This is a genomic window from Corynebacterium sp. KPL4035 (genome assembly GCF_037908325.1).
In the GTDB taxonomy this organism is placed as follows: Bacteria; Actinomycetota; Actinomycetes; order Mycobacteriales; family Mycobacteriaceae; genus Corynebacterium; species Corynebacterium kefirresidentii.
This window is the reverse complement of sequence record NZ_JBBMGF010000010.1, coordinates 80,208-106,712: the sequence shown is the minus strand read 5'-3', so window position 1 is coordinate 106,712 and position 26,505 is coordinate 80,208. Positions and strand designations below refer to the sequence as shown.

At 58.6% G+C, this 26,505-nt stretch carries 27 protein-coding genes and 1 pseudogene; 18 read left to right on the top strand and 10 right to left on the bottom strand.

Annotated elements, in window-relative coordinates; genetic code table 11:
* Positions 1-162 precede the first annotated feature (162 nt).
* The 5 genes from WMP96_RS09755 to WMP96_RS09735 all read left to right on the top strand — a co-directional run bounded on the left by WMP96_RS09755 (position 163) and on the right by WMP96_RS09735 (position 4,907).
* Positions 163-861 (top strand): response regulator transcription factor, encoded by a 699-nt coding sequence (locus WMP96_RS09755; RefSeq protein ID WP_301732755.1) that lies wholly within the window; start codon positions 163-165, stop codon positions 859-861.
* 161 nt (positions 862-1,022) lie between these two features.
* Positions 1,023-2,417, top strand: coding sequence for a HAMP domain-containing sensor histidine kinase (locus WMP96_RS09750; protein ID WP_301716284.1), 1,395 nt, complete (start codon positions 1,023-1,025; stop codon positions 2,415-2,417).
* A gap of 109 nt (positions 2,418-2,526) precedes the next feature.
* Positions 2,527-3,975 (top strand): S1C family serine protease, encoded by a 1,449-nt coding sequence (locus WMP96_RS09745; protein WP_301716285.1) that lies wholly within the window; start codon positions 2,527-2,529, stop codon positions 3,973-3,975.
* A gap of 85 nt (positions 3,976-4,060) precedes the next feature.
* Positions 4,061-4,669 carry a MogA/MoaB family molybdenum cofactor biosynthesis protein gene (locus WMP96_RS09740; RefSeq protein ID WP_394286582.1) on the top strand — a complete coding sequence of 203 codons (609 nt, stop codon included), beginning with the start codon at positions 4,061-4,063 and terminating at the stop codon, positions 4,667-4,669.
* A 16-nt stretch (positions 4,670-4,685) separates the two neighbouring features.
* Positions 4,686-4,907, top strand: a complete 222-nt coding sequence (locus tag WMP96_RS09735) for a hypothetical protein (protein ID WP_239205235.1) — start codon at positions 4,686-4,688, stop codon at positions 4,905-4,907.
* A 110-nt stretch (positions 4,908-5,017) separates the two neighbouring features.
* Here WMP96_RS09735 and mscL read toward each other — a convergent pair whose 3' ends face one another.
* The 5 genes and pseudogenes from mscL to WMP96_RS09710 all read right to left on the bottom strand — a co-directional run bounded on the left by mscL (position 5,018) and on the right by WMP96_RS09710 (position 6,926).
* Positions 5,018-5,512 carry a large-conductance mechanosensitive channel protein MscL gene (gene mscL, locus WMP96_RS09730; RefSeq protein WP_301716348.1) on the bottom strand — a complete coding sequence of 165 codons (495 nt, stop codon included), beginning with the start codon at positions 5,510-5,512 and terminating at the stop codon, positions 5,018-5,020.
* Positions 5,513-5,623: 111 nt separating this feature from the next.
* Positions 5,624-5,995 carry a hypothetical protein gene (locus WMP96_RS09725; protein WP_301716286.1) on the bottom strand — a complete coding sequence of 124 codons (372 nt, stop codon included), beginning with the start codon at positions 5,993-5,995 and terminating at the stop codon, positions 5,624-5,626.
* 39 nt (positions 5,996-6,034) lie between these two features.
* Positions 6,035-6,136, bottom strand: a pseudogene (locus WMP96_RS09720) (SAF domain-containing protein); the annotation flags it as partial.
* Positions 6,137-6,143: 7 nt separating this feature from the next.
* Positions 6,144-6,302: a hypothetical protein gene (locus WMP96_RS09715; protein WP_301716287.1), complete on the bottom strand. Its 159-nt coding sequence runs from the start codon at positions 6,300-6,302 to the stop codon at positions 6,144-6,146.
* A 48-nt stretch (positions 6,303-6,350) separates the two neighbouring features.
* Positions 6,351-6,926, bottom strand: coding sequence for a 5-formyltetrahydrofolate cyclo-ligase (locus WMP96_RS09710; protein ID WP_301716288.1), 576 nt, complete (start codon positions 6,924-6,926; stop codon positions 6,351-6,353).
* Between the two features lie 67 nt (positions 6,927-6,993).
* Between WMP96_RS09710 and WMP96_RS09705 the strand changes: the two genes are divergently transcribed.
* From WMP96_RS09705 to sepX, 4 genes are all read left to right on the top strand, one after another.
* The gene (locus WMP96_RS09705; protein ID WP_034656428.1) at positions 6,994-7,920 is read left to right on the top strand and encodes a UTP--glucose-1-phosphate uridylyltransferase; all 927 of its coding nucleotides are present in this window, start codon (positions 6,994-6,996) and stop codon (positions 7,918-7,920) included.
* Positions 7,921-7,976: 56 nt separating this feature from the next.
* The gene (glp, locus tag WMP96_RS09700) at positions 7,977-9,287 is read left to right on the top strand and encodes a molybdotransferase-like divisome protein Glp (RefSeq protein WP_023021968.1); all 1,311 of its coding nucleotides are present in this window, start codon (positions 7,977-7,979) and stop codon (positions 9,285-9,287) included.
* Complete coding sequence (locus WMP96_RS09695; protein ID WP_023021967.1) at positions 9,287-9,997, top strand: GNAT family N-acetyltransferase; 711 nt, start codon at positions 9,287-9,289, stop codon at positions 9,995-9,997. Before glp ends, WMP96_RS09695 begins: the two co-directional genes overlap by 1 nt.
* Positions 9,998-10,140: 143 nt before the next feature.
* A complete protein-coding gene (gene sepX, locus WMP96_RS09690; protein ID WP_239205249.1) occupies positions 10,141-11,538 on the top strand; it encodes a divisome protein SepX/GlpR in 1,398 nt (465 codons plus the stop codon).
* A gap of 14 nt (positions 11,539-11,552) precedes the next feature.
* On the opposite strand, the gene WMP96_RS09685 is transcribed toward sepX, so the two are convergent.
* On the bottom strand, positions 11,553-12,269 hold the full coding sequence (locus WMP96_RS09685) for a DNA-3-methyladenine glycosylase I (RefSeq protein ID WP_239205250.1): 717 nt from the start codon (positions 12,267-12,269) through the stop codon (positions 11,553-11,555).
* 154 nt (positions 12,270-12,423) lie between these two features.
* On the opposite strand from WMP96_RS09685, the gene WMP96_RS09680 reads away from it, so the two are divergent.
* Both WMP96_RS09680 and WMP96_RS09675 read left to right on the top strand, forming a co-directional pair.
* Entirely contained in the window at positions 12,424-12,837 is a 414-nt protein-coding gene (locus WMP96_RS09680; protein WP_239205252.1) for a DoxX family protein, read from the top strand.
* Positions 12,824-13,525 (top strand): zf-HC2 domain-containing protein, encoded by a 702-nt coding sequence (locus WMP96_RS09675; RefSeq protein ID WP_284835672.1) that lies wholly within the window; start codon positions 12,824-12,826, stop codon positions 13,523-13,525. The genes WMP96_RS09680 and WMP96_RS09675 overlap by 14 nt, the downstream gene beginning before the upstream one ends.
* Positions 13,526-13,542: 17 nt before the next feature.
* Here the strand turns inward: WMP96_RS09675 and WMP96_RS09670 are convergent, their stop codons facing one another.
* Positions 13,543-15,162: a dolichyl-phosphate-mannose--protein mannosyltransferase gene (locus WMP96_RS09670; RefSeq protein WP_340433139.1), complete on the bottom strand. Its 1,620-nt coding sequence runs from the start codon at positions 15,160-15,162 to the stop codon at positions 13,543-13,545.
* Between the two features lie 24 nt (positions 15,163-15,186).
* Here WMP96_RS09670 and rsmI point away from each other — a divergent pair, with 24 nt between their 5' ends.
* The 3 genes from rsmI to metG all read left to right on the top strand — a co-directional run bounded on the left by rsmI (position 15,187) and on the right by metG (position 20,129).
* Positions 15,187-16,041: a 16S rRNA (cytidine(1402)-2'-O)-methyltransferase gene (gene rsmI, locus WMP96_RS09665; RefSeq protein ID WP_301716290.1), complete on the top strand. Its 855-nt coding sequence runs from the start codon at positions 15,187-15,189 to the stop codon at positions 16,039-16,041.
* Between the two features lie 247 nt (positions 16,042-16,288).
* Positions 16,289-18,145, top strand: coding sequence for a BCCT family transporter (locus WMP96_RS09660; protein ID WP_023021960.1), 1,857 nt, complete (start codon positions 16,289-16,291; stop codon positions 18,143-18,145).
* A gap of 151 nt (positions 18,146-18,296) precedes the next feature.
* Positions 18,297-20,129, top strand: a complete 1,833-nt coding sequence (gene metG / locus WMP96_RS09655) for a methionine--tRNA ligase (protein ID WP_301716291.1) — start codon at positions 18,297-18,299, stop codon at positions 20,127-20,129.
* A 113-nt stretch (positions 20,130-20,242) separates the two neighbouring features.
* Here metG and WMP96_RS09650 read toward each other — a convergent pair whose 3' ends face one another.
* Both WMP96_RS09650 and WMP96_RS09645 read right to left on the bottom strand, forming a co-directional pair.
* Entirely contained in the window at positions 20,243-20,743 is a 501-nt protein-coding gene (locus WMP96_RS09650; protein ID WP_023021958.1) for a GNAT family N-acetyltransferase, read from the bottom strand.
* A 10-nt stretch (positions 20,744-20,753) separates the two neighbouring features.
* Positions 20,754-21,248, bottom strand: coding sequence for a GNAT family N-acetyltransferase (locus WMP96_RS09645; RefSeq protein WP_239205262.1), 495 nt, complete (start codon positions 21,246-21,248; stop codon positions 20,754-20,756).
* 25 nt (positions 21,249-21,273) lie between these two features.
* Here WMP96_RS09645 and WMP96_RS09640 point away from each other — a divergent pair, with 25 nt between their 5' ends.
* The 4 genes from WMP96_RS09640 to WMP96_RS09625 all read left to right on the top strand — a co-directional run bounded on the left by WMP96_RS09640 (position 21,274) and on the right by WMP96_RS09625 (position 25,480).
* Positions 21,274-22,101: a TatD family hydrolase gene (locus tag WMP96_RS09640; RefSeq protein ID WP_301716292.1), complete on the top strand. Its 828-nt coding sequence runs from the start codon at positions 21,274-21,276 to the stop codon at positions 22,099-22,101.
* A 285-nt stretch (positions 22,102-22,386) separates the two neighbouring features.
* Positions 22,387-23,568 carry a resuscitation-promoting factor gene (locus WMP96_RS09635; RefSeq protein WP_023021955.1) on the top strand — a complete coding sequence of 394 codons (1,182 nt, stop codon included), beginning with the start codon at positions 22,387-22,389 and terminating at the stop codon, positions 23,566-23,568.
* Between the two features lie 71 nt (positions 23,569-23,639).
* The gene (gene rsmA / locus WMP96_RS09630) at positions 23,640-24,500 is read left to right on the top strand and encodes a 16S rRNA (adenine(1518)-N(6)/adenine(1519)-N(6))-dimethyltransferase RsmA (RefSeq protein ID WP_301716294.1); all 861 of its coding nucleotides are present in this window, start codon (positions 23,640-23,642) and stop codon (positions 24,498-24,500) included.
* Positions 24,500-25,480 (top strand): 4-(cytidine 5'-diphospho)-2-C-methyl-D-erythritol kinase, encoded by a 981-nt coding sequence (locus WMP96_RS09625; protein WP_200287928.1) that lies wholly within the window; start codon positions 24,500-24,502, stop codon positions 25,478-25,480. Before rsmA ends, WMP96_RS09625 begins: the two co-directional genes overlap by 1 nt.
* Here WMP96_RS09625 and WMP96_RS09620 read toward each other — a convergent pair whose 3' ends face one another.
* Positions 25,481-26,500 (bottom strand): hypothetical protein, encoded by a 1,020-nt coding sequence (locus WMP96_RS09620; protein ID WP_340433134.1) that lies wholly within the window; start codon positions 26,498-26,500, stop codon positions 25,481-25,483.
* Positions 26,501-26,505: the final 5 nt, after the last annotated feature.

Below are 26,505 nucleotides of genomic sequence, written 5' to 3'. Positions count from 1 at the left end.
AGAATCCGGAACCCATTTCGACTCCACACAATCACCTAACCCATGTCAGGTGTTTCCACGACCACTAGAAATCAAGATGTTTCGACCTTATTTGGGGGGCTATGGGGGTAAATATTCTCCATAACTTCATGAAGTTGCCTTTCATCAGTAATAATTAGGATCATGAAAATCCTTGTGGTGGATGATGAACAACCCGTCCGTGAATCGCTACGCCGTTCCCTACGTTTCAACGGCTACGATGTGCTGACTGCTAACGACGGCTTAGAGGCAGTAGAGACGGTGCGCTCTGAGAATCCAGAATTGCTGATTCTGGACGTCATGATGCCAAACATGGATGGACTTGAGGTGTGCCGCACCCTGCGTGGCGAAGGCTGGGACCGTCCGATTCTCGTGCTGACTGCCCGCGATGGCGTATCGGACCGCGTAGCTGGTCTCGATGCTGGCGCCGATGATTACTTACCAAAGCCATTCGCACTGGAAGAACTCTTGGCGCGCGTGCGTTCCTTGGTTCGCCGCGCTTCTGCAGATTCCATCGCTGCTGAGGCTCCGGTGGAGAGCAAGCTTAGCTTCGAAGACCTAGAACTCGATGCCGATACCCGTGAAGTAAGCCGCGGTGGCCGCGCAATTTCTTTGACGCGTACCGAATTTTCCCTACTGCAGCTCCTTATGGAAAATCCCCGCAAGGTGCTTTCTCGTAGCAAGATTCTGGAGGAGGTATGGGGCTATGATTTCCCTACCTCTGGCAATGCGCTCGAGGTCTATATTGGCTACCTGCGTAAGAAGACGGAGGGAGACGGCGACTCGCGTCTTATCCACACTGTCCGTGGCGTTGGTTATGTCTTGAGGGAGTCTCATCCGTGATCTTAAGGAAGCCCGCTTCCCCTGCAGTGGCTTCCGGGAAAGCACAGCCCACACCTCTTACTGAGTTCTCTGAAAGTCAAGGGAGCTGGGCTTCACGGGCGCCACTACGGTGGCGCCTTGCTACTGTTACTGGCCTTGTGGTGGCCGTAGCCGTTGCCTTAATGACCTTGGCAACGTACTGGGTAGTATCTATGTCCCTGACTGCCTCCGTAGATGACCGCTTGGAGGCCAAAGCGGATGCCTTGTTGCGCAAGAGCCAGGACCCGCGGTTTATCGACAACGTGGATCAGGGAATTGAAGAATTTAAGTCCTATAACCCTGATACGCGCGTTTCCTTATCGCCGCCCTCAACGAGCTTGTCCTATGGCGATACTATTCCCCTCGGTGGAGACTTCCATCGGACGGAAGACTATACAGATACCTCCGTGCGTACGGTCGGCGGCGAGCGTATTCTGGCCAAACGCCACGATCTAGGCTCTACCGTTATCGTTGCGCAATCTCTGGCTCCGACCCAAGAATTCATCGCCATCCTCGGCACGGTTTTGCTGATTATTGTTGCGCTTGGCATTTTGCTCGCCATCTTTGCTGGTCTCATCGTGTCCAAAACCGGCATGCAACCCATTGCGCGCTTGAAACGCGCAGTGGATTACGTGACGCAGACCAATGATCTGCGCCCTATTGAAGTATCCAATAATGATGAGATGGCTCAGCTGACCACATCCTTTAACCAGATGCTGGAAGCTTTGCAAGAATCTCGGTCGCAGCAGGCCCAGTTCGTCGCCGATGCCGGGCACGAGCTGAAGACGCCGTTGACCTCAATGCGTACCAATATTGAGCTTTTGATGATGCTTAATCGCGCCGGTGGCGGCTTTGGCATGAGCGATGAGGACCGCAAGGACCTTGAAGATGACGTCATGTCCCAGATGAACGAACTCTCCACCTTGATTGGTGACCTCGTTGACTTGGCACGCGAGGATGGCAACGAACGAGAACCGGAACCGGTGGACCTGTGCGAGGTCATGATGTCTTCCTTAGAGCGTGCCCGTCGCCGCCGCCCAGACGTGGAATTTCTGGTGCGCTTTATCCCGTGGGAGCTGGATGGTGACCCCTTCGCATTGGGCCGCGCTACGTTGAATCTGATGGACAATGCGGCTAAGTGGTCGCCGGCTACTGGCACGGTACGCGTGTCCATGGAACAGCTATCTTCCCACGAGGTGCGCCTGCGCTTTGATGACTCCGGTCCGGGCATTGCGCCGGAGGAGCGGGAGAAGGTTTTCGAGCGCTTCTACCGTTCGGCAGAGGCGCGTTCTATGCCTGGCTCTGGTTTGGGCCTGGCTATCGTGAAATCGGTGATTGAGCGCCACGACGGTACCATTAAGATCCGTGAGTCCAATGATGGTGGCACGCGCATGGAAGTAGTCCTGCCGGGCAAGCCCGTGTCCGGAGAAATCTTTGTCGATGGTTTGGCAGAGCCGCATGAGGGGCAGTCGGGAGGCAATGAAGATCCCACCGATCGCGGTGAAATCTTTGCTCAACGCTGGTTTAACCAAGGGTAGGCTGCGGCCCTTTATACTGGTAATCGCGTACAGCTACCTTTCAGGAATTCCTAGTAGGTTGGCAGATCAGTAACAGTCTTGACTAAGCGAAGTGAGGCATAGTTTTCTCATGAACATGAGGAATGACGATTACCGCGGCTTTGATGGTTCCTTCCCGGAGGGAACGTCCCAAGAAGGGCCGGGTAAGGCCGAGCCGGTACACGGTGGTCCGAATTTTGGAGACACCGGGCAGTCAAACGCAAACGCTGGCACCGCCGGCCCCTATAGCAGCGACGCCGGCGCGCAGGAATATGGGACTGGCTCGTATTCACAAGGCTGGAACCAGCCGCGCGGCGGTGCAGAAGGAGCTGATTCCAGCGCGCTAGGTTCACAGGCGCCGTACCCGCAGGGCCCGCAGACCCAAAGCTTTAATACTCAGGGTCAGGAAGGTCCGATGGTCACCCCGCTGCCCCCGCAACCGGAACAAAAGAAAAAGATTGGCCTCGGCGCCGCAACTGCCTTGGCTGCCGTAGCCGCAATCGCCGCGGGTTCAATCGCTGGAGCCGTGGTCGGTATGAATTCTGGGGGAGGCAACAACGATACGTCAGTGGTCAATGAGGCGCTCAAGGCCCAGCCGGCCAATAACAGCACCGGCAAAGAACCAGAAAAGGGCTCCGTTGAAGAGGTAGCCTCCAAGGTTTTGCCGGCGGTGGTTTCCATCCAGACGATGACCCGGACGGGCGGGGCAGAAGGCTCCGGTTCCGTTATCTCCCCGGACGGCTACGTGCTGACCAATCACCACGTAGTTGCAGGCGCTGAGCACGGCGGCATGATGCAGGTGACTATGAACGACGGCAGCAAGCATGACGCTGACGTGGTGGCTTCCGATGCGAATACTGACGTGGCCATTGTGAAGATAAAGGATGTCAAAGACCTGCCGTTCTTGCAGTTCGGTGATTCTGATTCCGTCGCCGTGGGGCAGGAGGTTGTGGCCGTGGGCTCTCCTCTGGGCCTTAATGCGACCGTGACTTCCGGTATCGTTTCTGCCAAAAACCGCCCGGTGCGCGCCTCCCAAGAAGGCGGCGAGTCTTCCTTGATTGACGCCATTCAGACTGATGCCGCGGTCAACCCGGGCAACTCCGGCGGTCCACTGGTGGACCGGGACGGAAATATCGTGGGCATGAACTCCATGATTGCTTCGCTGTCCAGTAATTCCACCGGGGAGGGCGGATCCATCGGACTGGGCTTCGCCATCCCGTCGAACTTTGCCAAGCGCATGGCGGACGAGCTCATTAATGATGGCAAGGTCACTCACCCGACCCTAGGCGTGAAGGTGCTGGCGCGTGACGACGGCAATGGTGCCCGTATCGCCGGGGTTGAGCCAGGTGGCCCAGCAGATAAGGCGGGCCTGAAGGAAGGTGACATCGTCACCCGCGTCAATGATCGCTTGATTGAAAACGCCGATGCTTTGATTGCGGCAGCGCGGTCGCAAGATTTTGGCGCGACAGTGACCTTGGAGGTTACCCGCGAAGGCTCGGATGAGTCTCGTCAGGTAGAGGTAACTCTCTCAGGCGAGTAAATTACTGTGCAAGACCTCATTAGGTGCTGAATGCACCGTACCTCACACCGCCGAAAGGCCCTACTGCCTTAATTTAAGGAGAATAATGCCAGATTTGCAGCAGGACTTGACCGACTCCGGGCAACCGGAAGGCGAAGGCAAGCACGATTCCTTGATGGATGTTGCCGAACCCGATGATGCCTTCCTGCTAGCGAGCGAGCAGGAGGATAGCCTAGCCGCCCCGCGCCGCGCTCTCATCGTTATAGTCACCGATCACCCTGGGGAGCAATCTGATAGCACCTCTCAGTTGGTCAATGAGTTGCTCGCGGAGGCTAATTTCCGTGTCGATGGCGCCATCGTGGTGCGTTCCAAGAAGTCCAAGATTCGCCAGGCCATTGAGACCGCCGTAGTCGGTGGCGTGGACTTGGTGCTGACCGTGGGTGGTACCGGTGTAGGCCCGCGCGACAAGACCCCAGAGGCTACCCGCTCCGTCATTGACAAGATGGTTCCGGGCGTGGCCCAGGCGCTGCGTTCTTCCGGTCAAGCCTGTGGCGCGGTGGATGCTTGCACGTCCCGCGGCTTGTCGGGCGTTTCTGGTTCGACTGTAGTGGTCAACCTTGCCTCGTCGCGCGCTGCGGTTCGCGATGGCATGGCTACCTTGGCACCGCTGGTGCATCACCTCATTGAGCAGCTGCAACAATCCAGCGTTCAGTAATTACAAGGCATTGACTATGACGTTCCGGAAAAATCGCCGGCGAGTCTTCCGGCAATCGGAAGCTGCCGATTATGACCGTAGTGCTGATAAGCCCGGCACATCCGCTGCCCACGGGGTCGATGAGGATCGGATTGTAAATGTTGATGACGCGGAATCGGCCACCGCAGCAGAGGGGGAGTCTGGTCAGCGCGATGAGCAGTTCTACCGAGATAACCAGCCCCCACACTATGGCGGCTAGAGCGTAGAGAAGCGCGCAATCACGCACCCCGTAAAGGAGTAGACAAAAGCCCGCGGTTTTACCTTCGAGGAAGCAGAAACCGCGGGCTTTGCGCTGCGTACAGCGAAGGGCTACTTGGCCTGGTGGCGGCCGCCGCCGGTGGAACCGTAGTCGGCGTCCTCCGCGGCGTGCGAGGAACGGCTAGTGCCGGTTCCCGGGATGTTCGTATCAGAGACATTCTGGGCTTCGAGCAGATCGCGGATTTCTGCTAGGAGCTCCTCGGAGGTTGGAGCGGGAGCCTCAGGGTCGACACCGTGGCGGCGCTTAGCGGCCTCGGTGAGCTTATTGATTGGCATCACGATAAGGAAGTAGACTACTGCGGCGATAATGAGGAAGTTGATCGCCGCGGAGATGACGGCGCCGAAGTCCACAAAGGTGTTCTTTGCATCCGTGATCTGGAAGCCAACGGCCCCAACCTCGGCGGATCCAAGGGAGTTAATGATCGGCTGGATAATAGAGTCCGTCACGGATTTGACGATTGCGGTAAAGGCAGAACCGATGATGACCGCGGTGGCAAGTTCGATGACGTTGCCACGCATAATGAAGTCTTTGAAGCCCTTGAGCATGGTGATAAGCACAAACCTTTCTGGGAATAACTAACGGTAGGTAAAAACCATGGACACTGCGAAACCTTAATGGAGCCGGTAACCGACCACAACTGTTGTGGCTGAAAAGGTCTAGTGTTGCTGCGGGTGAGCGCGATCACCAACTATGACCACCGTGAGCGGCTGGCTTAACGACGCCGCGGCAACATCATTGGCGTGATCTTGGGGCAATGCGAGTAAAACGGTCGACGAGGAAGCCTCGCCTTCCGGGCTGGAGGTAGACACCACGCGTCCGCCTGAGGCGATAACGCGTGCGGTAGGGGTTGCGGCAGCCGCCCCCGCCTCAACTGCGGTGACCACGTCCACGGTATCGCCATGATGCAAATGGGGGATGATGTCTGGCTCGGCAAGGTTGACCGGAATCATCCGCCCGGCCTCGGCCCCTGTGCCACCCACCAAGCTGGAGACAAGATCTTCTCCTAGAAGGCGAGCATCGGTAATCACTTCGCCCTTGTTGGCGGCGGCGGTAATAACGCGGCCACTTAGTTCTTCTGGCTTTTCCGTTAGCGCAGAATCGGGGATAGAGGAGGCAGGAATCCGAGCTAAGTCGACGTCGGCAAGCGCAAGCTCCGCCCCCGCCGGCAGATCGCGGCTAAAAACGGGAACGCGGTAGCTCCTTGGCCGCTGAAAGGGCCGAGGCTAGCGCGGCAATAAGGAGGGCCACCGCAATGGCGCGGCGCACTACTACGCCGCGGCGATGGCCAGGGGTGCGGAGGGTATAAACGAGGCGGGGAAAATGAGAAGTGGGCATACTTTTTTAGACTTCCCAAAACCGCTCATGGTTCCCGTACCCCGGAAACTAGAAGCGGGTGATGCCGTGGGCGGTGACGACGGCATCGACCTTGCGGTCATGGTCTTCGGTAGGTAGCTCATCTACCAACTCGGCGGGGTAGACCATGGCGAAGACCGGTGGCTTGCCGTGGGGAAGCGGCTCTAGTGCGCGGTCATAGTATCCGCCGCCTTTGCCCATGCGGTTGCCCTTGGCATCTACGGCCATGGCTGGGGCGAGTACCAGATCGCACTCGGCTAGTACGCTGCTATCAAAGCTCGGGCCCTGGGGCTCATTCAAGCCCAGTGGGCTTTCGTGCATGGCCTCTTTGCCACGGTATTCGGCAAAGGTCAACGTGCCATTCTCCCCGGAAATTGGCAGGAGGACGCGGGAGACATGATCCTTGAGCCACGGCACAAAATCGGCGCCGCCCGGCTCCGAACCCAAAGGCCAGTAGGCGGCCACGGTCATGGACTCGGTGAGTTCGGACTCGAGATGCTTACGCACGCCAGCGGTAAAGGCATCGTGGTCTTCGGCGGAAAGTTCGCGGCGGGCCTGGACCAAGCGGGCCCGCAGCTCGTTTTTAGCAGTCATGGAAGAGGTCATAAATTAATCATAACCCTGCGGCGTAGCGGTGCACGGGAAAATAATGTGGCGTTGTACGCTATTACGCATGGCTATAGAACGCGAAGATTCCGCCCGCGGAATCACCACGGTTGTAGTTCCAGCGGCAGGTATGGGCACCCGATTTTTGCCCGCCACCAAGACAGTTCCCAAAGAACTGCTTCCCGTTGTTGATACTCCCGGCATCGAACTCATCGCAGAGGAGGCGGCCTCTGTAGGCGCCCGCCGCCTTGCGGTGATTACCGCGCCCGATAAGCAAGAAGTCATGCGCCACTTCGAAGCTTTCCCAGAACTGGTAGACACCCTTGAATCCCGCGGCAAGGACGAGCAGGTTGCCAAGGTTAAGCGCGCTAATCAGCTCATTCACCCTGTTGCGGTGGAGCAAGAAAAGCCCCTAGGGTTGGGCCACGCGGTGGGCCTTGCAGAGGAGGTGCTGGGAGAGGATGAAGACTCCTTTGCCGTGATGCTTCCAGATGACATCGTGCTGCCCGCCACCGTCATGGCAGACATGGCTCGCGTGCGCGCGGCTTTGGGCGGCAGCGTGCTGTGCGCCTTCGAGGTCCCGCGCGAGCAGACCTATAACTATGGCGTCTTTGACGTAGAAGATACAAATGCCCCAGGCGTTAAGAAGGTCGTGGGCATGGTAGAAAAGCCGGCGGTGGAAGATGCCCCGTCTAATCTCGTGGCCACCGGTCGCTACCTATTGGATCGCAAGATTTTTGATGCCCTCCGCCGTATTAAGCCAGGCAAGGGTGGCGAGCTGCAGCTTACCGACGCCATCGAGCTCCTCATCGAGGAAGGCGAGCCCGTGCACGTGGTAGTCCACCAAGGAAAGCGTCATGATTTGGGAAATCCTGGTGGGTATATCCCCGCCAATGTGGATTTTGGTCTGCGCGATGAAAAGTATGGCCCCACGCTGTATAAAGCGATTAAGCAGATTGTGGCCGAGTATGAGGATGAGCACGGCCTAAACTAGGGGGATTTCCCAAGGGCAGAGGACATGAAAGCGAAGAAAGGGCTGGCATAGACCTTATGCGTTCAGTTGATGACCAGTTGGCGCTGGTAACGGATGCGGCGAACACGCCGGAGCCGGTGCGCATCGGTATTTCCAACGCGTTGGGGTTAATGTGCGCCGAGGAGGTGCAAGCAAACCAGCCCCTGCCGGGCTTTCCGCAGGCAGCCATCGACGGCTATGCGGTGCGTGCCGTTGATATTGGAGGCGAGCGCGGCCTGAGATTACGCCGTCCCAAAGAACAGGAAGAGCAAGCTGCGGAGGGGGAAGAAGAGAAGGCACCCCAGCAACCGGAGGTCGAGCGTTCCTTGCCCGTGGTGGGCGAGGTTCCGGCCGGCTCCAAGCAGCCGTTACGCCTGCAGCCCAAGCAAGCCGTGCGTGTGTATACGGGTGCGCCTTTGCCCACGCTTGCCGACGCCGTCCTTCCCCTCGAGTGGACCGACCGCGGCCGCAAGCGCGTTACCGCTCATCGCCCGGTGCGCTCCGGTGACTTTGTTCGCCGGGTAGGCGACGATATCCAGCCTGGCGATGTGGCTGTATCTTCCGGCACGGTTTTGGGCCCCGCCCAGATCGGCCTGCTGGCCGCAGTTGGCCGCTCTAAGGTATTGGTCTATCCGCGCCCGCGCATCACCATCATCTCCTTTGGCCGCGAACTGGTTGATTTAGACCAAGAGCCGGCACTGGGCCAAGTCTTTGACGTCAACTCTTATTCCCTCGCCGCCGCGGCTCGCGAGGCTGGGGCAGAGGTGCATCGCGTTGGCATCGCCGAGGGTGAACCGCGCCGCATCCGCGAAGCGCTGGAAAAGCACATCGCTCGCAGCGAGGTCTTGGTCATCTCCGGTGCGGTTGGTGGAGCCGGCGCCGAGGCCATCCGTGAGATCCTTGATGACCTTGGTGATATCGATACCTCTCGTGTTGCCATGCATCCCGGCTCCGTCCAGGGTTTTGGTCTGGTGGGCGAGGAACGCATTCCTACCTTCTTGCTGCCGTCTAATCCCGTATCCGCGCTCGTGGTCTTCGAGGTATATATCCGCCCGCTCATTCGTTTGGCACTGGGCAAACGCAATGCGCACCGCCGTGTGGTGCGTGCCCGCGCGCTGAACCACATCGATTCCCGCCCCGGCCGGCGCGGCTTCATCCGCGCTCGTTTGATGCGCGATGCGGAAACCGCGGATTATCTGGTGGAAGGGCTGGGCGGTGCCGCGGGTGCCCCAGCGCACCTATTGGCCGGTCTTTCAGAGGCCAATGCCATGATTCGCGTGCCGGAAGAGGTAACGGAAATCCGCCCGGGCGATGTGGTCGATGTGTTGTTTTTGACCCAGCGTAGCTAATGCTCGATCCCTTCGGTACTGCGGCGGATAGGTTCCGCCTTCCCGCTACCGGCCCCACGGATGACATGCATCCGGGATGGCCGGAATCTACTCCTTTTGTTAGGCTTCCCGCTTCTGCTGTCTTCCCTTCTGGGGCGCGGATGCGCCTGCGGCCGCTGCTGCGATCTGATGGGCATGAGTGGCGGCGCCAACGTATCGAAGATGAAAGCTTCCTCCGCTCGGTCGAGCCGACCCAAGCAGCACCTTGGGCGGCGGCGCATAGCCAGCAGGCGTGGTGGAATCATCTGATGTACCTGCGTACCGCCGCCCGTGAGGCACTGGTGGTCCCACTCGTCATTGAAGTGGAGGGTCAATTCGTAGGCCAAATTACCTTGGGGAATATTCAGCATGGCAGCATTCGCGATTGCTGGATTGGTTACTGGGTTTATTCCGCGATCCACGGCGCCGGGGTGGCTACGGCTGCCACCGCCTTAGGCGTGGACCACGCCTTTGGACGGGTGGGCCTACACCGGGTGACCGCTACCTATCTAGAGAGTAATCCTGCCTCTGGTCGCGTCTTAGCCGCCAATGGCTTTCGACACGAGGGATACTTGCGTCGCAATCTGCATATAGACGGTGCCTGGCAAGACCACCATTACGTGGCTTTAGTCAAAGAAGACTATGCCTCCACGGCTGTCGAGCGCCTGCGCCAGGCTGGCCGGCTGGCGTGAAATAGCTCCACAGTTGCTGGGATTTCAACCTCAATTTTCACAGAAGTCACAACATTGTAATTTGTGGGAATTTGGGGTGCTATGGTGCGGTTTCACCGTTTAGAGTGGAGTAATCATCTGTATTCAAGGGGAAGGTCCTTTTCGTGTCGACAGCTGTACCGGTTATCGCGATCATCGTGGTGTGGCTCTTCGTCCTCGCGCCATGGATTCTGGGCAGGAATAACCGCCCAATGAGCCATACTGGTGAGGCCTTTGAAGATACTCGCGTCCTTTTTGAAGGAGATTCTGGCAAGGTCGCTGGCCGCCGGCGTCCACGCCTGCGTGCCGATGATGTGCACCGCCGCGAGGACCAGGACGAGGCGGACTATGAAGTCGTAGAGGCCGCAGACACCGGTGTGGATGAGTCGGATGCCGAGGCTACTAAGTCCTCTTCGCGCTCCGTGACTATTGCCGGTGCTGCCCGCCGCGCGAAGTCCCAGCCTTTCGGTACCGGCAGCCGTGCGTTTTCTGCAGCCTCTGCCCCCGCAGCTGGTGAGGACACTCAGACAGAAGCAGATACTATCGACGGCGAACTGGTCGAGGAAGCGACTGTAGAAGGCGACGATTCTGCAGTTGAGCCCCAAGCAGTCGCGGTCCCGGCTTCCCAGCAGGCTGATACGGCGGCGGTTGGTGACGACACCGAATTCGATGATGCCGATGACGTACTTCTTGAGGACGAGGAAGACGCCGCAGACCAGGCCGCAAAAGATGACTCTTCCGATATTGCTGCCGCCGAGTCAGAGGTCTTTAGCGCTCCCGCGGTCTCTACCGTGGCAAGTGATGCCTATGACTACGACGAGACTTATACCTCGCCGGTGGACCTTATGTACCCCGGTGCCGTAGATAAGGCCGAGGTCGCTGAGAAGGATTCTGCCGATTTGGAAGGCACGGCTAACGCTGAGCCGGTATCCGTGGACAAGGCAGAGGCCGAGGACTCTGGCGAACTCATGGAAACCGCTGTAGCAGAGGACGCCGGTATGGATACCAACCTGTCCGAGGATGAGGTGGAATTCGCGCAGCGTCGCATGGGCCGTGGCGGCTGGGACCCGGTAGCAGAAAAGGAAAAGTCTGTTACTCGTTACCAGCGCCGTCAGCGCACCCTGCTGGGCCTAGCCGTGGCCGTGGTACTCACGGTGGCACTGGGGATCGTGGCCGGCGGCTGGACCTGGTGGTTGGCTGCGGTGGCCGGTGTGCTCACAGTTGTCTATCTGATGGCTCTTCGCGCTCAGGTTCGTCAGGAGCGAGCCCTGATGCGCCGCCGTGTGCGCCACTTGCGCCGCGCCCGTTTGGGCGTGCGCAACGCCGAGGATGAAGCTTTGAAGATTCCGCGCAACTTGCGCCGCCCAGGCGCTGTGATCGTGGAGATCGATGACGAAAGCCCTGACTTTGTGCACCTTCCGCTGCGCTATAACGATGGGGAAGACGGCGATTTTGATGGCCCCCACGCCGGGCCCGACGGCTATAGCCGGCGCGATGACCTAGCAGCCCGTCGCGCTGGATAAGAACTGAAGCCGGCTTAGCAGGCCGCGTTCCGGAGTTCAGTGGAAGGCGCTGACCGCGGGTTCGTGAGCGCGTTGTATTCCTGCGCTAGGCCATAATGCGGCACACCGCTGTCGTGCCATACCCCGGAGGTTCCGCGGCGGTGAGAGCCGATGAGATGGGTATCAATCATGCCGATCGCCTCCATGAGTGCGAAACAGGTGACGGGGCCAACAAAGCGGAAGCCCTTCTTCTTGAGCTCGCGTGACATCAACTTGGATTCGTCGCTCTTTTTCGGAATATCTTCCATTGCGGTGGGGTAGAGGTTCTCCGGCGGTTGGAAGGACCAAATGAATTCCGCCAGCCCGCCTTCTTCGCGTAAGGCGATAGTGGCTTTGGCGTTAGTGATGGCGGCGCGGATTTTGGTCTCGTTGCGAATAATGGAGGCGTCGCCAAGCAATCGCTCAACATCCGTTTCGGTAAATTGAGCGACTTTTTCAGGATCGAAGTCGCAAAAGGCCGCACGGAAGGCCTCGCGCTTTTTCAAAACCACCGCCCAGGAAAGCCCGGACTGGAAAGACTCGAGGCTCAAACGCTCGTAAAGAGCTGCTTCATCAAAAATAGGCAGGCCCCATTCGGTGTCGTAATACTCCTTCAACATCGGCGAGGACATTGCCCAAGGCGGGCGGCCAAGTCCATCATCGTCATAGACTAAGGCGGTGCGCTCTGCGGACTGCGTAGCTGGTTTGCTCATGGTGTTCTCCTTTAATCTTTCTGCGTGGTTCCCATTGAAACAGTCCGCGTCACTATATGCCGTTCCTTCCCCGGCAAAGGGCGAAATCCCCAGCAGTATGGGCGTAGGCCATTGCCTTCGCATCGGGTGAGGGGTTCAGGGTAATCTGTTCAGCATGAATAGACCTGCCGTACGCGATGCTGCTTTGCTTATTTTTCGAGCGGTCCTCGGATTAATCTTTGTCGCACACGGCGTGGATAAGATGTTTATGACCGGCATGGACGAAACCGTGGGGCAATTTTCCGCCCTTGGGGTGCCGCAGCCACAGCTTTCCGGCTATATCGCCGCCATCGGGGAGATGGTTGGGGGCGCCTTCCTCGTCGTCGGTTTGCTCACCACTTTTGTGGCCGGCGCGCTTGCCCTGCTGATGGGGTGCGCACTGTACTTTGTGCATTTGGGACATGGTCTTTTTGCTGCCGAAGGCGGAATCGAATACCCACTGGTTTTGCTGATGTCCTTATTGATGATCGTGATTTTTGGCTCCGGTCGAGCCAGCATGGACGGGGTGCTCAGCAATGTTGACGCATAGCCAAGTCCAAGCGGCGATTTCTGCGCAGCTGGATGGTGAGCACTCAGATTTAGCAGAGGACGTAATCGATGCGCACTTGGAAAGCTGCGCCGAATGCCGCGCCTTTCGCGATAAGGCGGCCGCGCTTTCGCGATCATTGCGTTTTGTGGAGCCTGCGGAATCCGGTATGGCGCCACCAACGGATCTCTCCGATGTCATCTTGGCCGGCGTGGAGCCGGAATGGCGGCGCACCTCGAGCGCTCGCCAAGCCAACCTGACGGTTGCGCGTGCCGCCATGGTGCTGATGGGTGCCATCTTTGCGATCTGGGCAGTAGTGCTCATCGTCCATTCCTCTGGGCTCGTACCGTTGGGTGAGGAAGGAAAGGTATTAGATCCCACGGCGGATCCTGAACGGGCCAACCTGCTGATGGAAGGCGCAGCCGTGCGCTTCGGCATGGCCTGCGGCCTATTTTTCTGTGCCTGGCGCCCCGCGGCGGTGACTGGCCTGCTCCCAGTCTCGGCCACGATGTTTGCTTTCCTCTTCGGGTTCGGCATGCGCGATATTGCGCTGGGCACCGTAACCATGGAACAGGTATATTTTCTTATCGCTACCGCGCTGGCGACCTTCAGCTTGGCGTGGGCTTGGGCGGCAGAAAAGGGCTACTTAGTGCGCGCCTGGTGGAGGTCCCTCAACGCGCAACCTCAATAAGCCCCGCTTTCGTGCGGCTAGGTCCAGCTAGGCAGCCACATCATGGAGTGGTACCAAGAATCTGGAATCTTGTAGCCGTACAAAATGGGAGAGAAATAGAAGAACATCGCCACTACCAGGGCTAGGTAGAACACGGCGGCGATTGTTCCCCAGCGTACGGGGCCGCCTGCCAAACTCTTGAGCCATCCCCACTGCACTGGCCTGCCACGGCCGATGAGCTGGCCGAGCGCTAAGGCAATGAGCACGATGACAAAGGGGATAAACGCAGTGGCATAAAAGAAGTACATCTGGCGGTCAAAGGCTGCAAGCCAGGGCAAGAAACCTGCCCCAAAGCCCACCAAGGGGATGAGGAAGCTGCGATTGCGGCGAATGATAAGTGACCACAGGCCCCACAGGACGGCCGGGATGACCAGCCACCAGATAACCGGTGTGCCAAAGAGGTAGAGCATCTTGCGGCACTCGTTGCTGCCATCACCGCATTGCAGGTCGGTGGAGGAGTAGTACAAGATGGGGCGGGCGGCTACCAGCCACGCCCAAGGCTTAGAGTCCCACGGGTGGTGGTGGCCACCGGAGGAAGTCAGGCTGGCGTGGAATTCTAGGACAGAGGAATGGTAGTAGAACCAGCCTGCCAGGGATTCGGGCAGGTGCATCAGCCACGATCCGTCCTCGATCGTTCCATCTACTTTGGCGTGGCGGTACACGGCGGTTTCGGAGGAAAACCAGGCTCGCCAGGTCCAGGCGTAGAGCAGCACCGGCACCAGTACGAGGGAGGCTAGGGCAGCAGGGGTATCGCGCACGAGAGTGCCCACTATGTAGCGGCGTACGCCATAGCGCTTGCGCAGGGCAAGATCGCTAAAGACGGACATGAGGCCAAAGAACATGATGAAGTACAGGCCGGACCACTTCACCCCCAGGGAAAGGCCAAGGCAGACGCCCGCGAGGAGTCGCCACCAGCGGAATCCAAAGCGTGGTCCGAAGGCGGAGGAGCCCAAACGATTTTTAAGGAAAGCGGTGTGGAGGCGCTGGCGCATCTGATTATGATCGCGAGCAAGTGCCCAGGCGGCCGAGACAACAAAGAAGACCTGGAAAATGTCCAACATGCCGAACTTGGAAGAGACCAAAAGCACACCATCAAAGACGGCGATGAGGCCAGCCAGGGTTGCTACCTGCCAGGATAAAGAGACGCGGCGGGCCAGGGACATCGTCAAGAGCACGGTGGCTGCGCCGAAGAGGGCAGTCATAAAACGCCAGCCCAGTGGGGAATAGCCAGCGACCCATTCGGACAGCGCCACAATCTGCTTGCCCAGCGGTGGGTGAACCACCAGGCCATAACCGGGGTTGGATTCTATACCTCCGATGAAGAGGTTATCCCAGCTTCGCACCATGTCCCAGGCTTGCGGAACGTAGTGCTTTTCATCAAAGACAGGAGTGCCCTTTGATACGGGCGCGGTCAATCCGGCAAAGCGGGTGATGAGCGCGAGTACGCCAACGACGCTAGTGCTTATCCAGTCAGCCTTGCCCCACTGATAGGTACGGGGCGCTGGCGGGGCCACAGTGTCGTGCGTGGTGCGCGATGGGGCAGCGGTAGCAATAGTCACCTGGTTGAGTCTAGGCGACAAGGCACCGCGCCCGCGCATTAGAGAGTATGGAATGCTAGAGATATGTCTGTTTCAGGTCTGGATCCACTACCGCGCGGGGTCATCCTCGCCGCCACGCCGCTGGGAAACGTGGGAGATGCCTCCGCGCGTTTAATGCATGCCTTGCAGCATGCGGACGTCATTGCGGCCGAGGATACGCGGCGCGTGCGGAACTTGGCGCAAGCTTTGGGCATCGAGATTTCTGGGCGGGTGGTGTCCAACTTTGATCACAATGAAAAAGACCGCGCCCAGCAGCTTATCGACGCCGCCGCGGCCGGCACCGTCCTTGTCGTCACCGATGCCGGTATGCCGATTATTTCTGATCCGGGCTTGTCCATTGTGGCTGCGGCGGCCGAGCGCGATATCCCCGTGACCTGCTTTCCCGGGCCTTCTGCCGTGCCGACAGCCCTGGCACTGTCTGGCCTAGGCGTAGGGCATTTCCTCTTCGACGCCTTTCCTCCCCGCAAGCCCGGCCCCCGCAGAGCCTGGCTGGAGTCATTGCAGAATGAAAAGCGCGCCATTGTCTTCTTCGAATCGCCTCACCGCGTGGCCGAAACACTGGCAGAGGCCGCGGAGGTTCTCGGCGCCGAGCGTCCAGCCGCGGTGTGCAGGGAGCTTACTAAAACCTATGAGGAAGTTCGCCGTGGCAGCTTGGGTGAGCTGGCCGAGTGGGCGGCAGAAGGAGCCCGGGGAGAGATCACCGTGGTAATTGAAGGCGGTACTGCCGCGGCTGCCACCGCCGCAGATTTGGTTCCCCAAGCGCTCGAATTGGCGGCAGGGGGAATGCGGCTTAAGGATGCGTGTAAGCAGGTAGCGAAAGGCACCGAGGTTTCCAACCGCGAGCTTTACGACGCCGCTTTGCAAGTCCGCAAGTCTTAACCGGCAGTGTCTTTTCGACTACGACACACCTTGTAGCACCGGTAGACAGCCTCACTAATGACCCCTTTGTAACTGAATTGTTATAGTTTTTGGGCGTGTGAGCGACTTAAAGCGCTATCTACATGGGGAAATGAAGCGTAAAAACCCCTCAGATTTTCGTGGAAAATCCCTGGCAAACGGCGTTGAGCAGCGAAGTTTATGCGTGCTTCGTTTGATAATTGAGTAGTTCCGCACCACTGTATAGTTCATGACAAACTCGGAAAATATGGGCACAGGCGTGCCAGAAGAAGGAAAGGAACCGGTCGGCGCACATGCGCAGCCGGCTTCGGCTTCTTCGAGCGAGCAGCCTATTGAGAATTATCAGACTGTAGACGAACAGCTGGACGCACAATCTGCCACCGGCCAGCTGCAGGATATGATTCACTCCGACGGTTTCCACCCGGAGCGCTACGACGATCCTGAGGTAGAAATTGCGGCCGATCGTGACAATATGCCAATCGATTGGTCCATCGTCGGCATCGCCGGCGTGCTTGTTGCCGCGATCGTTGTCTGGGGTTTGGCTGCCCCGGATAACTTTGCCAACTTCTCCGCTTCGGCCCTGACCTGGGTAGTCGACAACTTTGGTTGGGCATATATTCTCTTCGGCACCGTCTTTGTGGTGTTCGTTGTCTTCATTGCCGCCTCCAAGTTCGGCTCCATCAAGCTGGGCCGCATTAATGAGGAGCCGGAATTTTCCACGCCCTCATGGATCGCAATGATGTTTGCCGCCGGTATGGGCATCGGCCTGATGTTCTATGGCGCCTCCGAGCCGCTAGCTAACTACCGTGACGGCACCCCAGGCGAGGGAACCGGCAACGTTGGATCTTCCATGGCCTATGCAATGTTCCACTGGACATTGCACCCTTGGGCGGTCTATGCCATCGTTGGCTTGGCCATTGCATACTCCACTTTCCGCATCGGCCGTAAGCAGTTGTTGAGCCAGGCTTTCGTGCCGCTGATTGGCGAGCGTAATGCTAATGGTGCAGTGGGCAAGCTCATTGACATCCTGTCTATCTTCGCCACCGTCTTCGGCACCGCCTGCTCCCTGGGCCTGGGTGCCCTGCAGATTCAGGCCGGACTGAAGGCATCCGGAATCATCGATAATCCCACCAACTCCGTGGTTATCGGCATTGTGTTGGTTCTGACCCTCGCGTTCATCCTGTCTGCGATGTCCGGCGTGGGCAAGGGCATTCAGTATATCTCCAATGCGAATATGGTCCTCGCCGCAGTGTTGGCGATCTTCGTGTTCATCTTGGGCCCGACCGTTACCATCCTGAACCAGATTCCTGGCTCCATTGGTAACTACCTCAACTACTTCACCGAGATGATCGGCCGCACCGCCGAGTCCGAAAACGGCGCCGCCGCTGAGTGGCTTTCCGGTTACACGATCTTCTACTGGGCTTGGTGGGTTTCCTGGTCCCCGTTCGTGGGCATGTTCCTGGCTCGTATTTCCCGCGGCCGTTCCGTCCGCGAATTCTGCTTGGGCGTCCTGCTCATCCCAGCCGGCGTATCCACCCTGTGGTTCGCTATCTTCGGTGGCACCGCCATCCACATGGAGCAAAACGGCGAATCCATCACCGGCGAATCTGCCGAGGAAGAGCTGTTTAACCTCCTGCAGTCCATGCCTGGCGGTTTCGTTGCCGGCATCGTTGCAGCAATCCTGTTGGCTACCTTCTTCGTTACCTCGGCAGACTCCGCGTCCACGGTGATGGGCTCCATGTCCCAAAATGGTGCCGCTACTGCTAAGCCGTGGCTTTCCGCCGCGTGGGGTGGATTGACTGCCTTGGTAGGCCTGACCCTGCTCTTGGCCAATGAGGATGCACTGTCTAACCTGCAGAACGTCACCATCGTTGCTGCACTGCCATTCCTGTTCATCGTGGTTGGACTGATGTTCGCCATCTACAAGGCGTTGAGCGAGGATGTTATCTACCTCGAATACCGCGAGGCACAGCAGTTCCAGCGCAAGATGGCCCGCGAGCGCCGCCTGCACCGCGAGTACCAGCGCACGCAGGTTCTGAAGAAGCGCCGCAACGAACGCCTGAAGCACCCGATGAAGCGGAAGTAAATCGCTTTCTTCGCGGCTGCTCTAAAGCGCCCATTGTTTCCTTAGTGGTAGGGAAGCGGTGGGCGCTTTCTGCTGAAAATGCAGTTCACCTGCGGGAGAAATGTCTGCCCTAATCGTGTGTATAGGAGTCGGCTTCGATAAAGTAGAACCCATGACTGAGTCTGTAGTAGTTAATGTTGCTTGGCCCTACGCCAACGGCCCGCGCCACATCGGACACGTGGCCGGTTTTGGTGTTCCTTCCGACGTCTTTGCACGTTTCCAGCGAATGCGTGGCCGCAACGTACTCATGGTCTCGGGTACGGATGAGCACGGCACTCCGCTATTGGTACAGGCGGATAAAGAGGGCGTTTCCGTTCGTGAGCTCGCAGACCGCTATAACCGTCAGATCGTTACTGACTTGGCCAACCTTGGCCTGTCCTATGATCTCTTTACTCGCACCACCACCCGTAACCACTACTCCGTGGTGCAGGAGCTGTTCAAAGGCCTGTATGCCAACGGTTACATGCTCAAAAAGACCACCAAGGGCGCTATTTCGCCGTCTACCGGACGTACCCTGCCGGACCGCTATATCGAGGGCACCTGCCCAATTTGCGGTGCGGATGGCGCCCGCGGTGACCAATGCGATGAGTGCGGCAATCAGCTCGACCCCGTGGACCTTATCAACCCCGTATCTAAGATCAACGGTGAGACCCCGAAATTCATCGAAACCGAACACTTCCTACTGGATCTGCCAGCCATCAAGGATGAGCTGCAAAAGTGGCTTTCTACCCGCGAAGATTGGCGCCCGAACGTACTGAAGTTTTCCCTGAACCTGCTTGAAGATATGCGCCCGCGCACCATGACGCGCGATATTGACTGGGGAATTCCTATCCCCGTCGAGGGCTGGCAGGACAATAACGCCAAGAAACTCTACGTGTGGTTCGATGCGGTCATCGGCTATCTGTCTTCCTCCATCGAATGGGCGTACCGCACCGGTCAGCCCGAGGCCTGGAAGGACTTTTGGCAGAACCCAGACGCCCGCCACTATTACTTCCAAGGCAAGGACAATATCACCTTCCACTCCCAGATCTGGCCGGCCGAGCTATTGGGCTATGCCGGTAAGGGCAACAAGGGCGGGGAACTCCACAAGTACGGCGATCTCAACTTGCCTACGGAAATCGTCTCCTCCGAGTACTTGACCATGTCTGGATCCAAGTTCTCCTCGTCCAAGGGTGTTGTCATCTATGTCAAGGACTTCTTGGCGGAGTTCGGCCCTGACGCCCTGCGCTACTTCATTGCCGTGGCTGGCCCTGAAAACAATGACACGGACTTTACCTGGGATGAGTTCGTTCGCCGTATCAATAATGAGCTGGCAAATGGCTGGGGTAACTTGGTCAACCGCACCGTATCTATGGCCTTTAAGAACTTCGGAGAGGTTCCCGCACCAGCAGCATTAGAAGAAAAGGACAAAGAAATCCTGCAGCTGGCGGAGGAGACCTTCGACACTGCCGGTGGTTTGCTGGAGCAGTCCAAATTTAAGCAGGCGATTACCGCTATCATGCACGTCGTCGGCGAGGCCAATGCCTATATTGCAGACCAGGAGCCGTGGAAACTAGCCAAGGATGAGTCCCAGCGCGAGCGTCTAGCCACCGTGCTATGGACCGCCCTCCAAGTCGTTTCTGACTGCAATGTCATGCTCACGCCCTACCTGCCGTTTACCGCGCAGAAGGTGCACGAAACCTTGGGCCGCAGCGGCGTGTGGGCAGCCCAGCCGGAGGTACACGACGTCAAGGACGATATTCCGGTAGAACTCGTGGGCGCTGGTTTACCGCCAGAGGGCCACGAATATCCGATTATCATGGGTGACTACACCCAGCAGCAGGCGAAGTGGGAGCGCATCCAAGTAGAGCCGGGCACCGCTTTGGCAAAGCCTAAGCCGCTCGTCTCCAAGCTGGACCCAGAGCTGGGTGAAACCGGTCCAGAGTGGGCGCCTGTCTCCAAGTAACACCATATAAATAGCCGCGTTATCGCCCGATTTTTAGGAAGTTAAGGGCATAACGCGGCTATTTGTGTGCTCCAGTGCTGAGGGGCGCGGAGCGGCGGGGAAAAACCTGGCGGTTAGCGCTGGAAATCGCGCTGGAGGTGTACCAGGCCGAGGCGGACGCCGTCTTTGGTATGGATATTCGGCATACGGCCGGTCTCGGTAAAGCCGAACTTTTTATGCAAGGCGATAGAGCCTTCGTTGGTATCGACGATATAGGTGATCATCGTCTGTACGTAGCTGTCATCAGCGGCGTAGTCCATGAGGGCGTCGAGAAGCTCGGAGCCTACGCCCTTGCCCTGGGCGGAGGGAGCAATGTAGACGGAATCTTCGACGGTGCCGTAATAGATGGCAGGGGTCACGAACTGGAAATAGGCGGCCCAACCAATGATTTCATCATCGTGTACGGCTACGAAGACCGGGGAGCCGGCCTCAAACATCTCCTTGAGCCACTTTTCACGGTCAGCCACATCTTCTTGCCAGGTGACCAGGTTGGCGGCGGGTTTCGCTGCGGAGCCGGCGTTGTAGATGGCGGTGAGCGCGGGGGCGTCGGCAAGCTCGGCAGGGCGGATATGCATAGAAATTCCTTTACACCAGAAGTTGTAGGTGGGTGAGGCTCAGCCAACGATCGAACTTGTAGCAAACCTCTTTAAGAATACCCACGTTTTCAAACCCAAACTTTTCATGCAACTTAAGTGATGCCGCATTGGTGGAGACGATGAGGGCGAGCAGCGAATGAACCTTTTTATCGGCGCGCGCCGCCTTTACCAAGGCGCCAAGTAAAGCAGTGCCTACGCCTTGGCCCTGAGCGGTGGGGGAAAGATAGATGGTGGTTTCATAACAGCCTGTCCATACCTGCGGATCGCGGTAGGGGTGGTAGAGCGCCCACCCCAGGTAGTCGCCAGAATCGGACTCCGCGACGAGGCATGGGCAGTCCTTTTCCCACAGCTCGCGTAGGTAGTCTTCGCGCTCTGCGATGCTGGCCGGGGTAGCGCGGAAGATGACGTCGGTGTGTGCGATGGCCCAGTTGAGGGTTTCGGTCATGGCGGGCACATCCGCAAGGCCGGCGGGTCTGATCAACATGGCAGCCAATATTACAATTGCGTGCATGGCTAAAAAGAAGCGACGACCCACTCCCGTTCCGGCACCGGGCCTCAGTGGCCTTATTGATGCGCACACGCATCTTTTCTCGCACGAGGACACCGATGAAGTGCTGGTGAATCGCGCACGCACCGCCGGTATCAGCCGCATGGTGACGGTTGGTGATGACCGCCGCGAATCGGCAGCGGCTCTGGCGACTGCACATGCCTTCCCGGATGTTTATGCTGCCTGTGCCATCCACCCAGTGCGCGCTAATGAGTTGGATGCGCCGACCAAGGCAGCGCTGGAAGAGATGGTGGCGGATCCGCGCTGCGTCGCGGTGGGGGAGACCGGACTGGATGCGTACTGGGTGCAGCATGAGCCAGAGACCACCGCGACCATGGCCCAGCAAGAGGAATCCCTGCGGTGGCATATTGACCTTGCAGTGCGCTATGGCAAGACGCTGATGATCCACAACCGCGAAGCGGATGCGGACTTGCTGCGCATCCTTGCCGACGCCCCCGCTCCCCACACCGTCATGCTGCACTGCTTCTCCTCGCCGCTGAAGGTAGCAGAGGAGGCCTTGGAGCGCGGCTACGTGTTGTCCTTTGCCGGCAACGTAACCTTTAAGCGCAACGCCGAGCTGCGGCGGGTGGCTGCCAAGGCGCCGGCCGGCCAGCTGCTGGTGGAAACTGATGCACCGTATATGACGCCAGAACCCTTCCGCGGCCAACGCAATGAACCGGCTCTTATCGGGCACACATATGAATGCATCGCCCGTGTACGCCACCAGACGGTGCAGGCGCTAGCGGCGGAGGTTAACGAAACCTTTGACCGCGTCTACGGCCTGGGCTAACTCCTGGGTGATGGTTTTCACAATTTCAAAACCCGCTGGCCAGGGGTGGCGTGGGTGTTTGGTGTGGCGGTTGTGTGCTCAGTGAGGCATGTGGCGGATTGGTTCTCGACTTTATGTTGCTGTTATCGTATTGTTATTAATCGTTCGTTTAGGTTTTAGGGATCCGCAGCGCCGCCCACGGTGCGGCAGCAGCAGATCTGAGCAATGCAATTGCCTGCGCGGAAATTCTTGCTGGCCTAAACTCTAATAATTGTTGAAACCTGCACTATCGGAGATTCATTCGGCATGTCACCTCATCAAATCAAGCGCATCAATAACTCCCGCTCGCTGCCACTGCGCCTGGCAACGGGTGGCGTCTTGGGCACCTTGGCCGTGGGCGGCGTCGTTGCCGTTGCGGCACAAAAGGATGTCACCGTGGACGTTAACGGCGACAAGGTGGAACTGGCTACCTTTGCCAAAGACGTTGACGGCGCGCTGGAGGCAGCTGGCGTTCAGGTGAGCGAGGAAGACATCGTCTACCCGGCACCGTCCGAGTCTGTGGGCGATGGCGATGAGATCTCCGTTCGCACCGCCAAGCCGGTGGCCGTGACTATCGACGGCGTGCAGCAGCAGTTGTCCACCACCGACCTCACCGTTTCTGACCTATTGGGTAACTTGAGCGGCGTGGCCAAGGGCGCTTCCGTCAAGTCCGGTGACGCTGACGTGGACCAGGATGCCCAGCTGGAAGAGGGCATGGACCTAGAGGTCGTTTCCCCGAAGATCGTCAAGATTAATGATGGTGGCAAGGTAACTTATACCAAGATTGCTGCTAAGACCGTCGAGGACGTTCTTAAGGCGCGCAATATCGACGTTGATGACGATGATCGTGTCTTCCCGTCCAAGGACACCAAGGTTACCGATGGCATGTCCATCAAGGTGGATCAGGTTTCCACTACGACCTATGACTCTGAGGAAGAGTTCGAAGCCGAGCCTAACTTTGTTGATGACCCGGAGCTGGAAGAGGGCACCGAAGAGGTCCGCGAGGAAGGCGTTAAGGGCAAGCGCGTTATCACTCGCAAGCTGGTGATGAAGGACGGCGCCAAGGAATCTAATGACGTCATCAAAGAAAAGGTGACCGTAGAGCCTAAGGCTGCCACCATCGCCCGCGGCACCAAGAAGGCCGAAGAAGAAAAGCCAGAGGAGGGCGGTAACTCTGGTGCTGCTGCTCCGGCTGTCGCCGATGGCTCCGTCTGGGATTCCATCGCACAGTGCGAGGCTACCGGTAACTGGGCTATCAATACCGGCAATGGCTTCTCCGGTGGCCTGCAGTTCACTCCATCCACTTGGGCCGCATTCGGTGGCACCGAGTACGCACCGGAGGCATGGCAGGCTTCCCGCGAGCAACAGATTGCCGTGGCACAGAAGGTGCAGGCGGCGCAGGGGTGGGGCGCTTGGCCGGCATGTACTTCCAAGCTGGGCCTGCGCTAGACTGAAGCGCTTTATCGCCGCACACCTAAGTGGTGTGCGGCTTTTTCATCTCTTCTACTAAGTTAGAAGGCATGACTGATTCCACCGGCGCCGCGCTTTTGGGCCCCGTAGAGATCCGCGCCCTCGCGGAGAAGCTCAACATTGCGCCCACGAAGAAGCTAGGGCAGAACTTTCTGCATGATCCGAATACCATTCGGCGCATCGTCGCTGCGGCCGAGTTGGATCCCGCAGACCGCGTCCTCGAGGTGGGGCCGGGCTTGGGCTCGCTAACCCTCGGCCTGGTAGAGGCTGTGGAAGAAGTTACCGCGGTAGAAATCGACTCGCGCCTGGCTGCACAGCTGCCCGATACCGTGGCTGAGCGCGCCCCGGAATATGCCCAGCGCCTTCAGGTGGTGGAAAAGGACGCACTGCGGGTAACAGAAGCTGACGTCACTGAGCCGACCGCTCTGGTAGCCAACTTGCCGTATAACGTGGCCGTCCCGGTGCTGCTGCACCTATTGGAGACTTTTCCTTCCATTCGTCGCGTGCTGGTTATGGTCCAGCTAGAGGTGGCGGACCGCCTAGCTGCGCAGCCGGGCAGCAAGGTGTACGGCGTGCCTTCGGTCAAAGCGGGATTTTATGGCAAGGTCTCCAAGGCGGGCACGATTGGTAAGAACGTCTTTTGGCCCGCGCCCAATATTGAGTCTGGGTTGGTGCGTATTGACGTCTTCGACTCTGCTCCGTGGCCCGTCACTGACGAGTCGCGTGCTAAGGTCTGGCCGGTTATCGACGCCGCCTTTGCCCAACGCCGCAAGACCCTGCGTGCGGCATTGTCGGGTCACTTTGGTTCGGGAGCAGCCGCCGAGGAAGCATTGCGAGCTGCGGACATCGATCCGAAGCAACGCGGCGAAAAGCTCGCCGTGGAGGACTTCGTACGATTGGCAGGAATCTAATGACCGCCCCCATCGATAACGAACCATTCGTCTACACGGCGCGGGCTCACTCCAAGGTCAATATTCACCTGGGAGTGGAGGAACCGCGAGAGGATGGGTTTCATGAGCTTGCCAGTGTTTTTCAGTCCTTAGAGCTACATGACACAGTAACGCTGACTGACTTGGGGAACCCCGAGGTAGATAAGCCACGCATTCAGGGCCTGAAGGTTACAGGCCCTCACGCGCAGGGCGTGCCAGAAGACTATACGAACCTAGCGTGGACCGCGGTAAACCGTATCATGCAGTACCTGTACAGCACCCATGGGCCGAAGGCGCTGCCGGAGGTAGCGCTGGAAATCCACAAAGCCATTCCTACCGCCGGTGGCATGGCAGGTGGTTCGGCGGATGCGGCGGCCGCGCTGCGATTGGCCGAGCGCTGCTATGGCGGCTATTACGGCATCGATTCGGTGGGGGAGCCAATCCTAGACGCGCTGGGCGCGGCATTGGGCTCGGATGTTCCCTTCACCTTGCTGGGAGGCACCGCGCTCGGCACGGGGCGCGGCGAACAGCTGACCCCGATGATGACGCGCGGTACCTACGATTGGGCGCTCATCGCCTCGGACCGTGGGCTTTCTACCCCGCAGGTCTTTCATAAGCTCGATGAGATGCGGGAAAAGGGCCGCGGAGGTGAGCCACACATGGACACCGCAGCGGTATCGCAGGCGCTCATCTCGGGCGATCCGCACCGAGTGGCGCAGCACTTGCATAACGATTTGCAGCCGGCAGCGCTGTCGTTGCGCCCAGACCTGCGCAAGACCCTGGAGGCCGGTGTGGCCGCCGGAGCCCTAGCAGGGATTGTCTCCGGCAGTGGTCCGACCTGTGCCTTCCTTTGCGCTGGGGCAGAAGAAGCTCAGGAAGTAGTGTCCCAAGTGACGGTGGAGATTCCCGGAACCAAGGGAGTGGCTACCAAGGGGCCAGCTAGCGGCGCCGTGGTGCTGTAGCTAGAGCACCGTCATTTCGGTGGGCTCGATGTCGAGGTCGAAGCGGTTGACTTCCTTTTCCTGCAGGAGGTCAATGACTACGAGCTGCTTCTTCTGGGCGTCAGTGATAAAGGCATAGCCATCGGCAGCCTGAAGGATAGGTCCTGGTTGCTGCCATTCCTTGTTTTCCTTCCACCGGGAGATGGCATCAATCTGCTTGGTGATTTCACCGGAATCTGGGTCGATGACGTTGAGTTTGCCGTCGGTGGTCAGCACAAGTGCCTCGCCCAGCGGGCCGCGGGCTAGGGAGCGGAACCAATAAGAAGCATCGAGGTCTACCTTCTTGGCCGAAAAATCCTTGGTATCTACCAAGGTTACGGAGGTAGGGCGTTCGAGCTCTGCGTCTTTGTCGGTCTTATTATCGGCCAGGATGACATCGGATTCTTCCGAACCGGCGGCATTGCCAGAGCGCTGGTAGCCGCCTGCACCGGCATAAGCAGAGGCGTCTACCTTGTGGAACTCCTTGCCATCAAAGACCACCGGGCCGTCCTCGCAGCCAAAGAAAATATTGCCGTTTCCAGCGGCAGCCTCGCCGTGGACACCAGGGCATTTGGTGGTCTCAGTAAGAACTTTGCCCTCCTTATCCAGATGCTGGATGGTGTGGCGCTCGTCCTCGGTGCCCTTAGTGATGACCACCGAGCCATCCTTCAGCGGTACGGCCACGCCGTGGTGTGCGGCCCCGGTGTCAACGGTATTGACTGGCTGGGCGTCCTTTTTGCCAATGTCTTCGGTCTTATAAATCTTTGCCACGCCATCACCATCGGAAAATAGTGCGGTAAAGCCATCGTGGTGGACCACGTGGCCGGCATGCGGTGCCTTAATGGGGGCGTCGCCAAGCGCGGGCTCAGCGGTGTAGTAGTGGTTGTGATCGCCATGGCCCTTGGTGATGCGCCCAGTGTCGTAGGTGAGGAAGCTATCGCCCCTAGTCACCATGACGTGGCGATTATCGCCGGCATCGCTGAGACGAAGGAAGGCATTCATCTTGT

Coding starts and splice junctions, on each gene's coding strand:
- metG (WP_301716291.1), top strand. CDS start 18,297: ATGACTGAGTCTGTAGTAGTTAATGTTGCTTGGCCCTACGCCAACGGC.
- WMP96_RS09645 (WP_239205262.1), bottom strand. CDS start 21,248: ATGTTGATCAGACCCGCCGGCCTTGCGGATGTGCCCGCCATGACCGAA.
- WMP96_RS09660 (WP_023021960.1), top strand. CDS start 16,289: ATGACAAACTCGGAAAATATGGGCACAGGCGTGCCAGAAGAAGGAAAG.
- WMP96_RS09705 (WP_034656428.1), top strand. CDS start 6,994: ATGGCTATAGAACGCGAAGATTCCGCCCGCGGAATCACCACGGTTGTA.
- WMP96_RS09625 (WP_200287928.1), top strand. CDS start 24,500: ATGACCGCCCCCATCGATAACGAACCATTCGTCTACACGGCGCGGGCT.
- WMP96_RS09740 (WP_394286582.1), top strand. CDS start 4,061: ATGCCAGATTTGCAGCAGGACTTGACCGACTCCGGGCAACCGGAAGGC.
- WMP96_RS09680 (WP_239205252.1), top strand. CDS start 12,424: ATGAATAGACCTGCCGTACGCGATGCTGCTTTGCTTATTTTTCGAGCG.
- WMP96_RS09755 (WP_301732755.1), top strand. CDS start 163: ATGAAAATCCTTGTGGTGGATGATGAACAACCCGTCCGTGAATCGCTA.
- WMP96_RS09715 (WP_301716287.1), bottom strand. CDS start 6,302: ATGCCCACTTCTCATTTTCCCCGCCTCGTTTATACCCTCCGCACCCCT.
- WMP96_RS09735 (WP_239205235.1), top strand. CDS start 4,686: ATGACGTTCCGGAAAAATCGCCGGCGAGTCTTCCGGCAATCGGAAGCT.
- WMP96_RS09670 (WP_340433139.1), bottom strand. CDS start 15,162: ATGCGCGGGCGCGGTGCCTTGTCGCCTAGACTCAACCAGGTGACTATT.
- WMP96_RS09675 (WP_284835672.1), top strand. CDS start 12,824: ATGTTGACGCATAGCCAAGTCCAAGCGGCGATTTCTGCGCAGCTGGAT.
- WMP96_RS09685 (WP_239205250.1), bottom strand. CDS start 12,269: ATGAGCAAACCAGCTACGCAGTCCGCAGAGCGCACCGCCTTAGTCTAT.
- WMP96_RS09695 (WP_023021967.1), top strand. CDS start 9,287: ATGCTCGATCCCTTCGGTACTGCGGCGGATAGGTTCCGCCTTCCCGCT.
- WMP96_RS09620 (WP_340433134.1), bottom strand. CDS start 26,500: ATGAATGCCTTCCTTCGTCTCAGCGATGCCGGCGATAATCGCCACGTC.
- WMP96_RS09635 (WP_023021955.1), top strand. CDS start 22,387: ATGTCACCTCATCAAATCAAGCGCATCAATAACTCCCGCTCGCTGCCA.
- WMP96_RS09640 (WP_301716292.1), top strand. CDS start 21,274: ATGGCTAAAAAGAAGCGACGACCCACTCCCGTTCCGGCACCGGGCCTC.
- WMP96_RS09650 (WP_023021958.1), bottom strand. CDS start 20,743: ATGCATATCCGCCCTGCCGAGCTTGCCGACGCCCCCGCGCTCACCGCC.
- rsmI (WP_301716290.1), top strand. CDS start 15,187: ATGTCTGTTTCAGGTCTGGATCCACTACCGCGCGGGGTCATCCTCGCC.
- glp (WP_023021968.1), top strand. CDS start 7,977: ATGCGTTCAGTTGATGACCAGTTGGCGCTGGTAACGGATGCGGCGAAC.
- WMP96_RS09745 (WP_301716285.1), top strand. CDS start 2,527: ATGAACATGAGGAATGACGATTACCGCGGCTTTGATGGTTCCTTCCCG.
- rsmA (WP_301716294.1), top strand. CDS start 23,640: ATGACTGATTCCACCGGCGCCGCGCTTTTGGGCCCCGTAGAGATCCGC.
- WMP96_RS09750 (WP_301716284.1), top strand. CDS start 1,023: ATGACCTTGGCAACGTACTGGGTAGTATCTATGTCCCTGACTGCCTCC.
- mscL (WP_301716348.1), bottom strand. CDS start 5,512: ATGCTCAAGGGCTTCAAAGACTTCATTATGCGTGGCAACGTCATCGAA.
- WMP96_RS09710 (WP_301716288.1), bottom strand. CDS start 6,926: ATGACCTCTTCCATGACTGCTAAAAACGAGCTGCGGGCCCGCTTGGTC.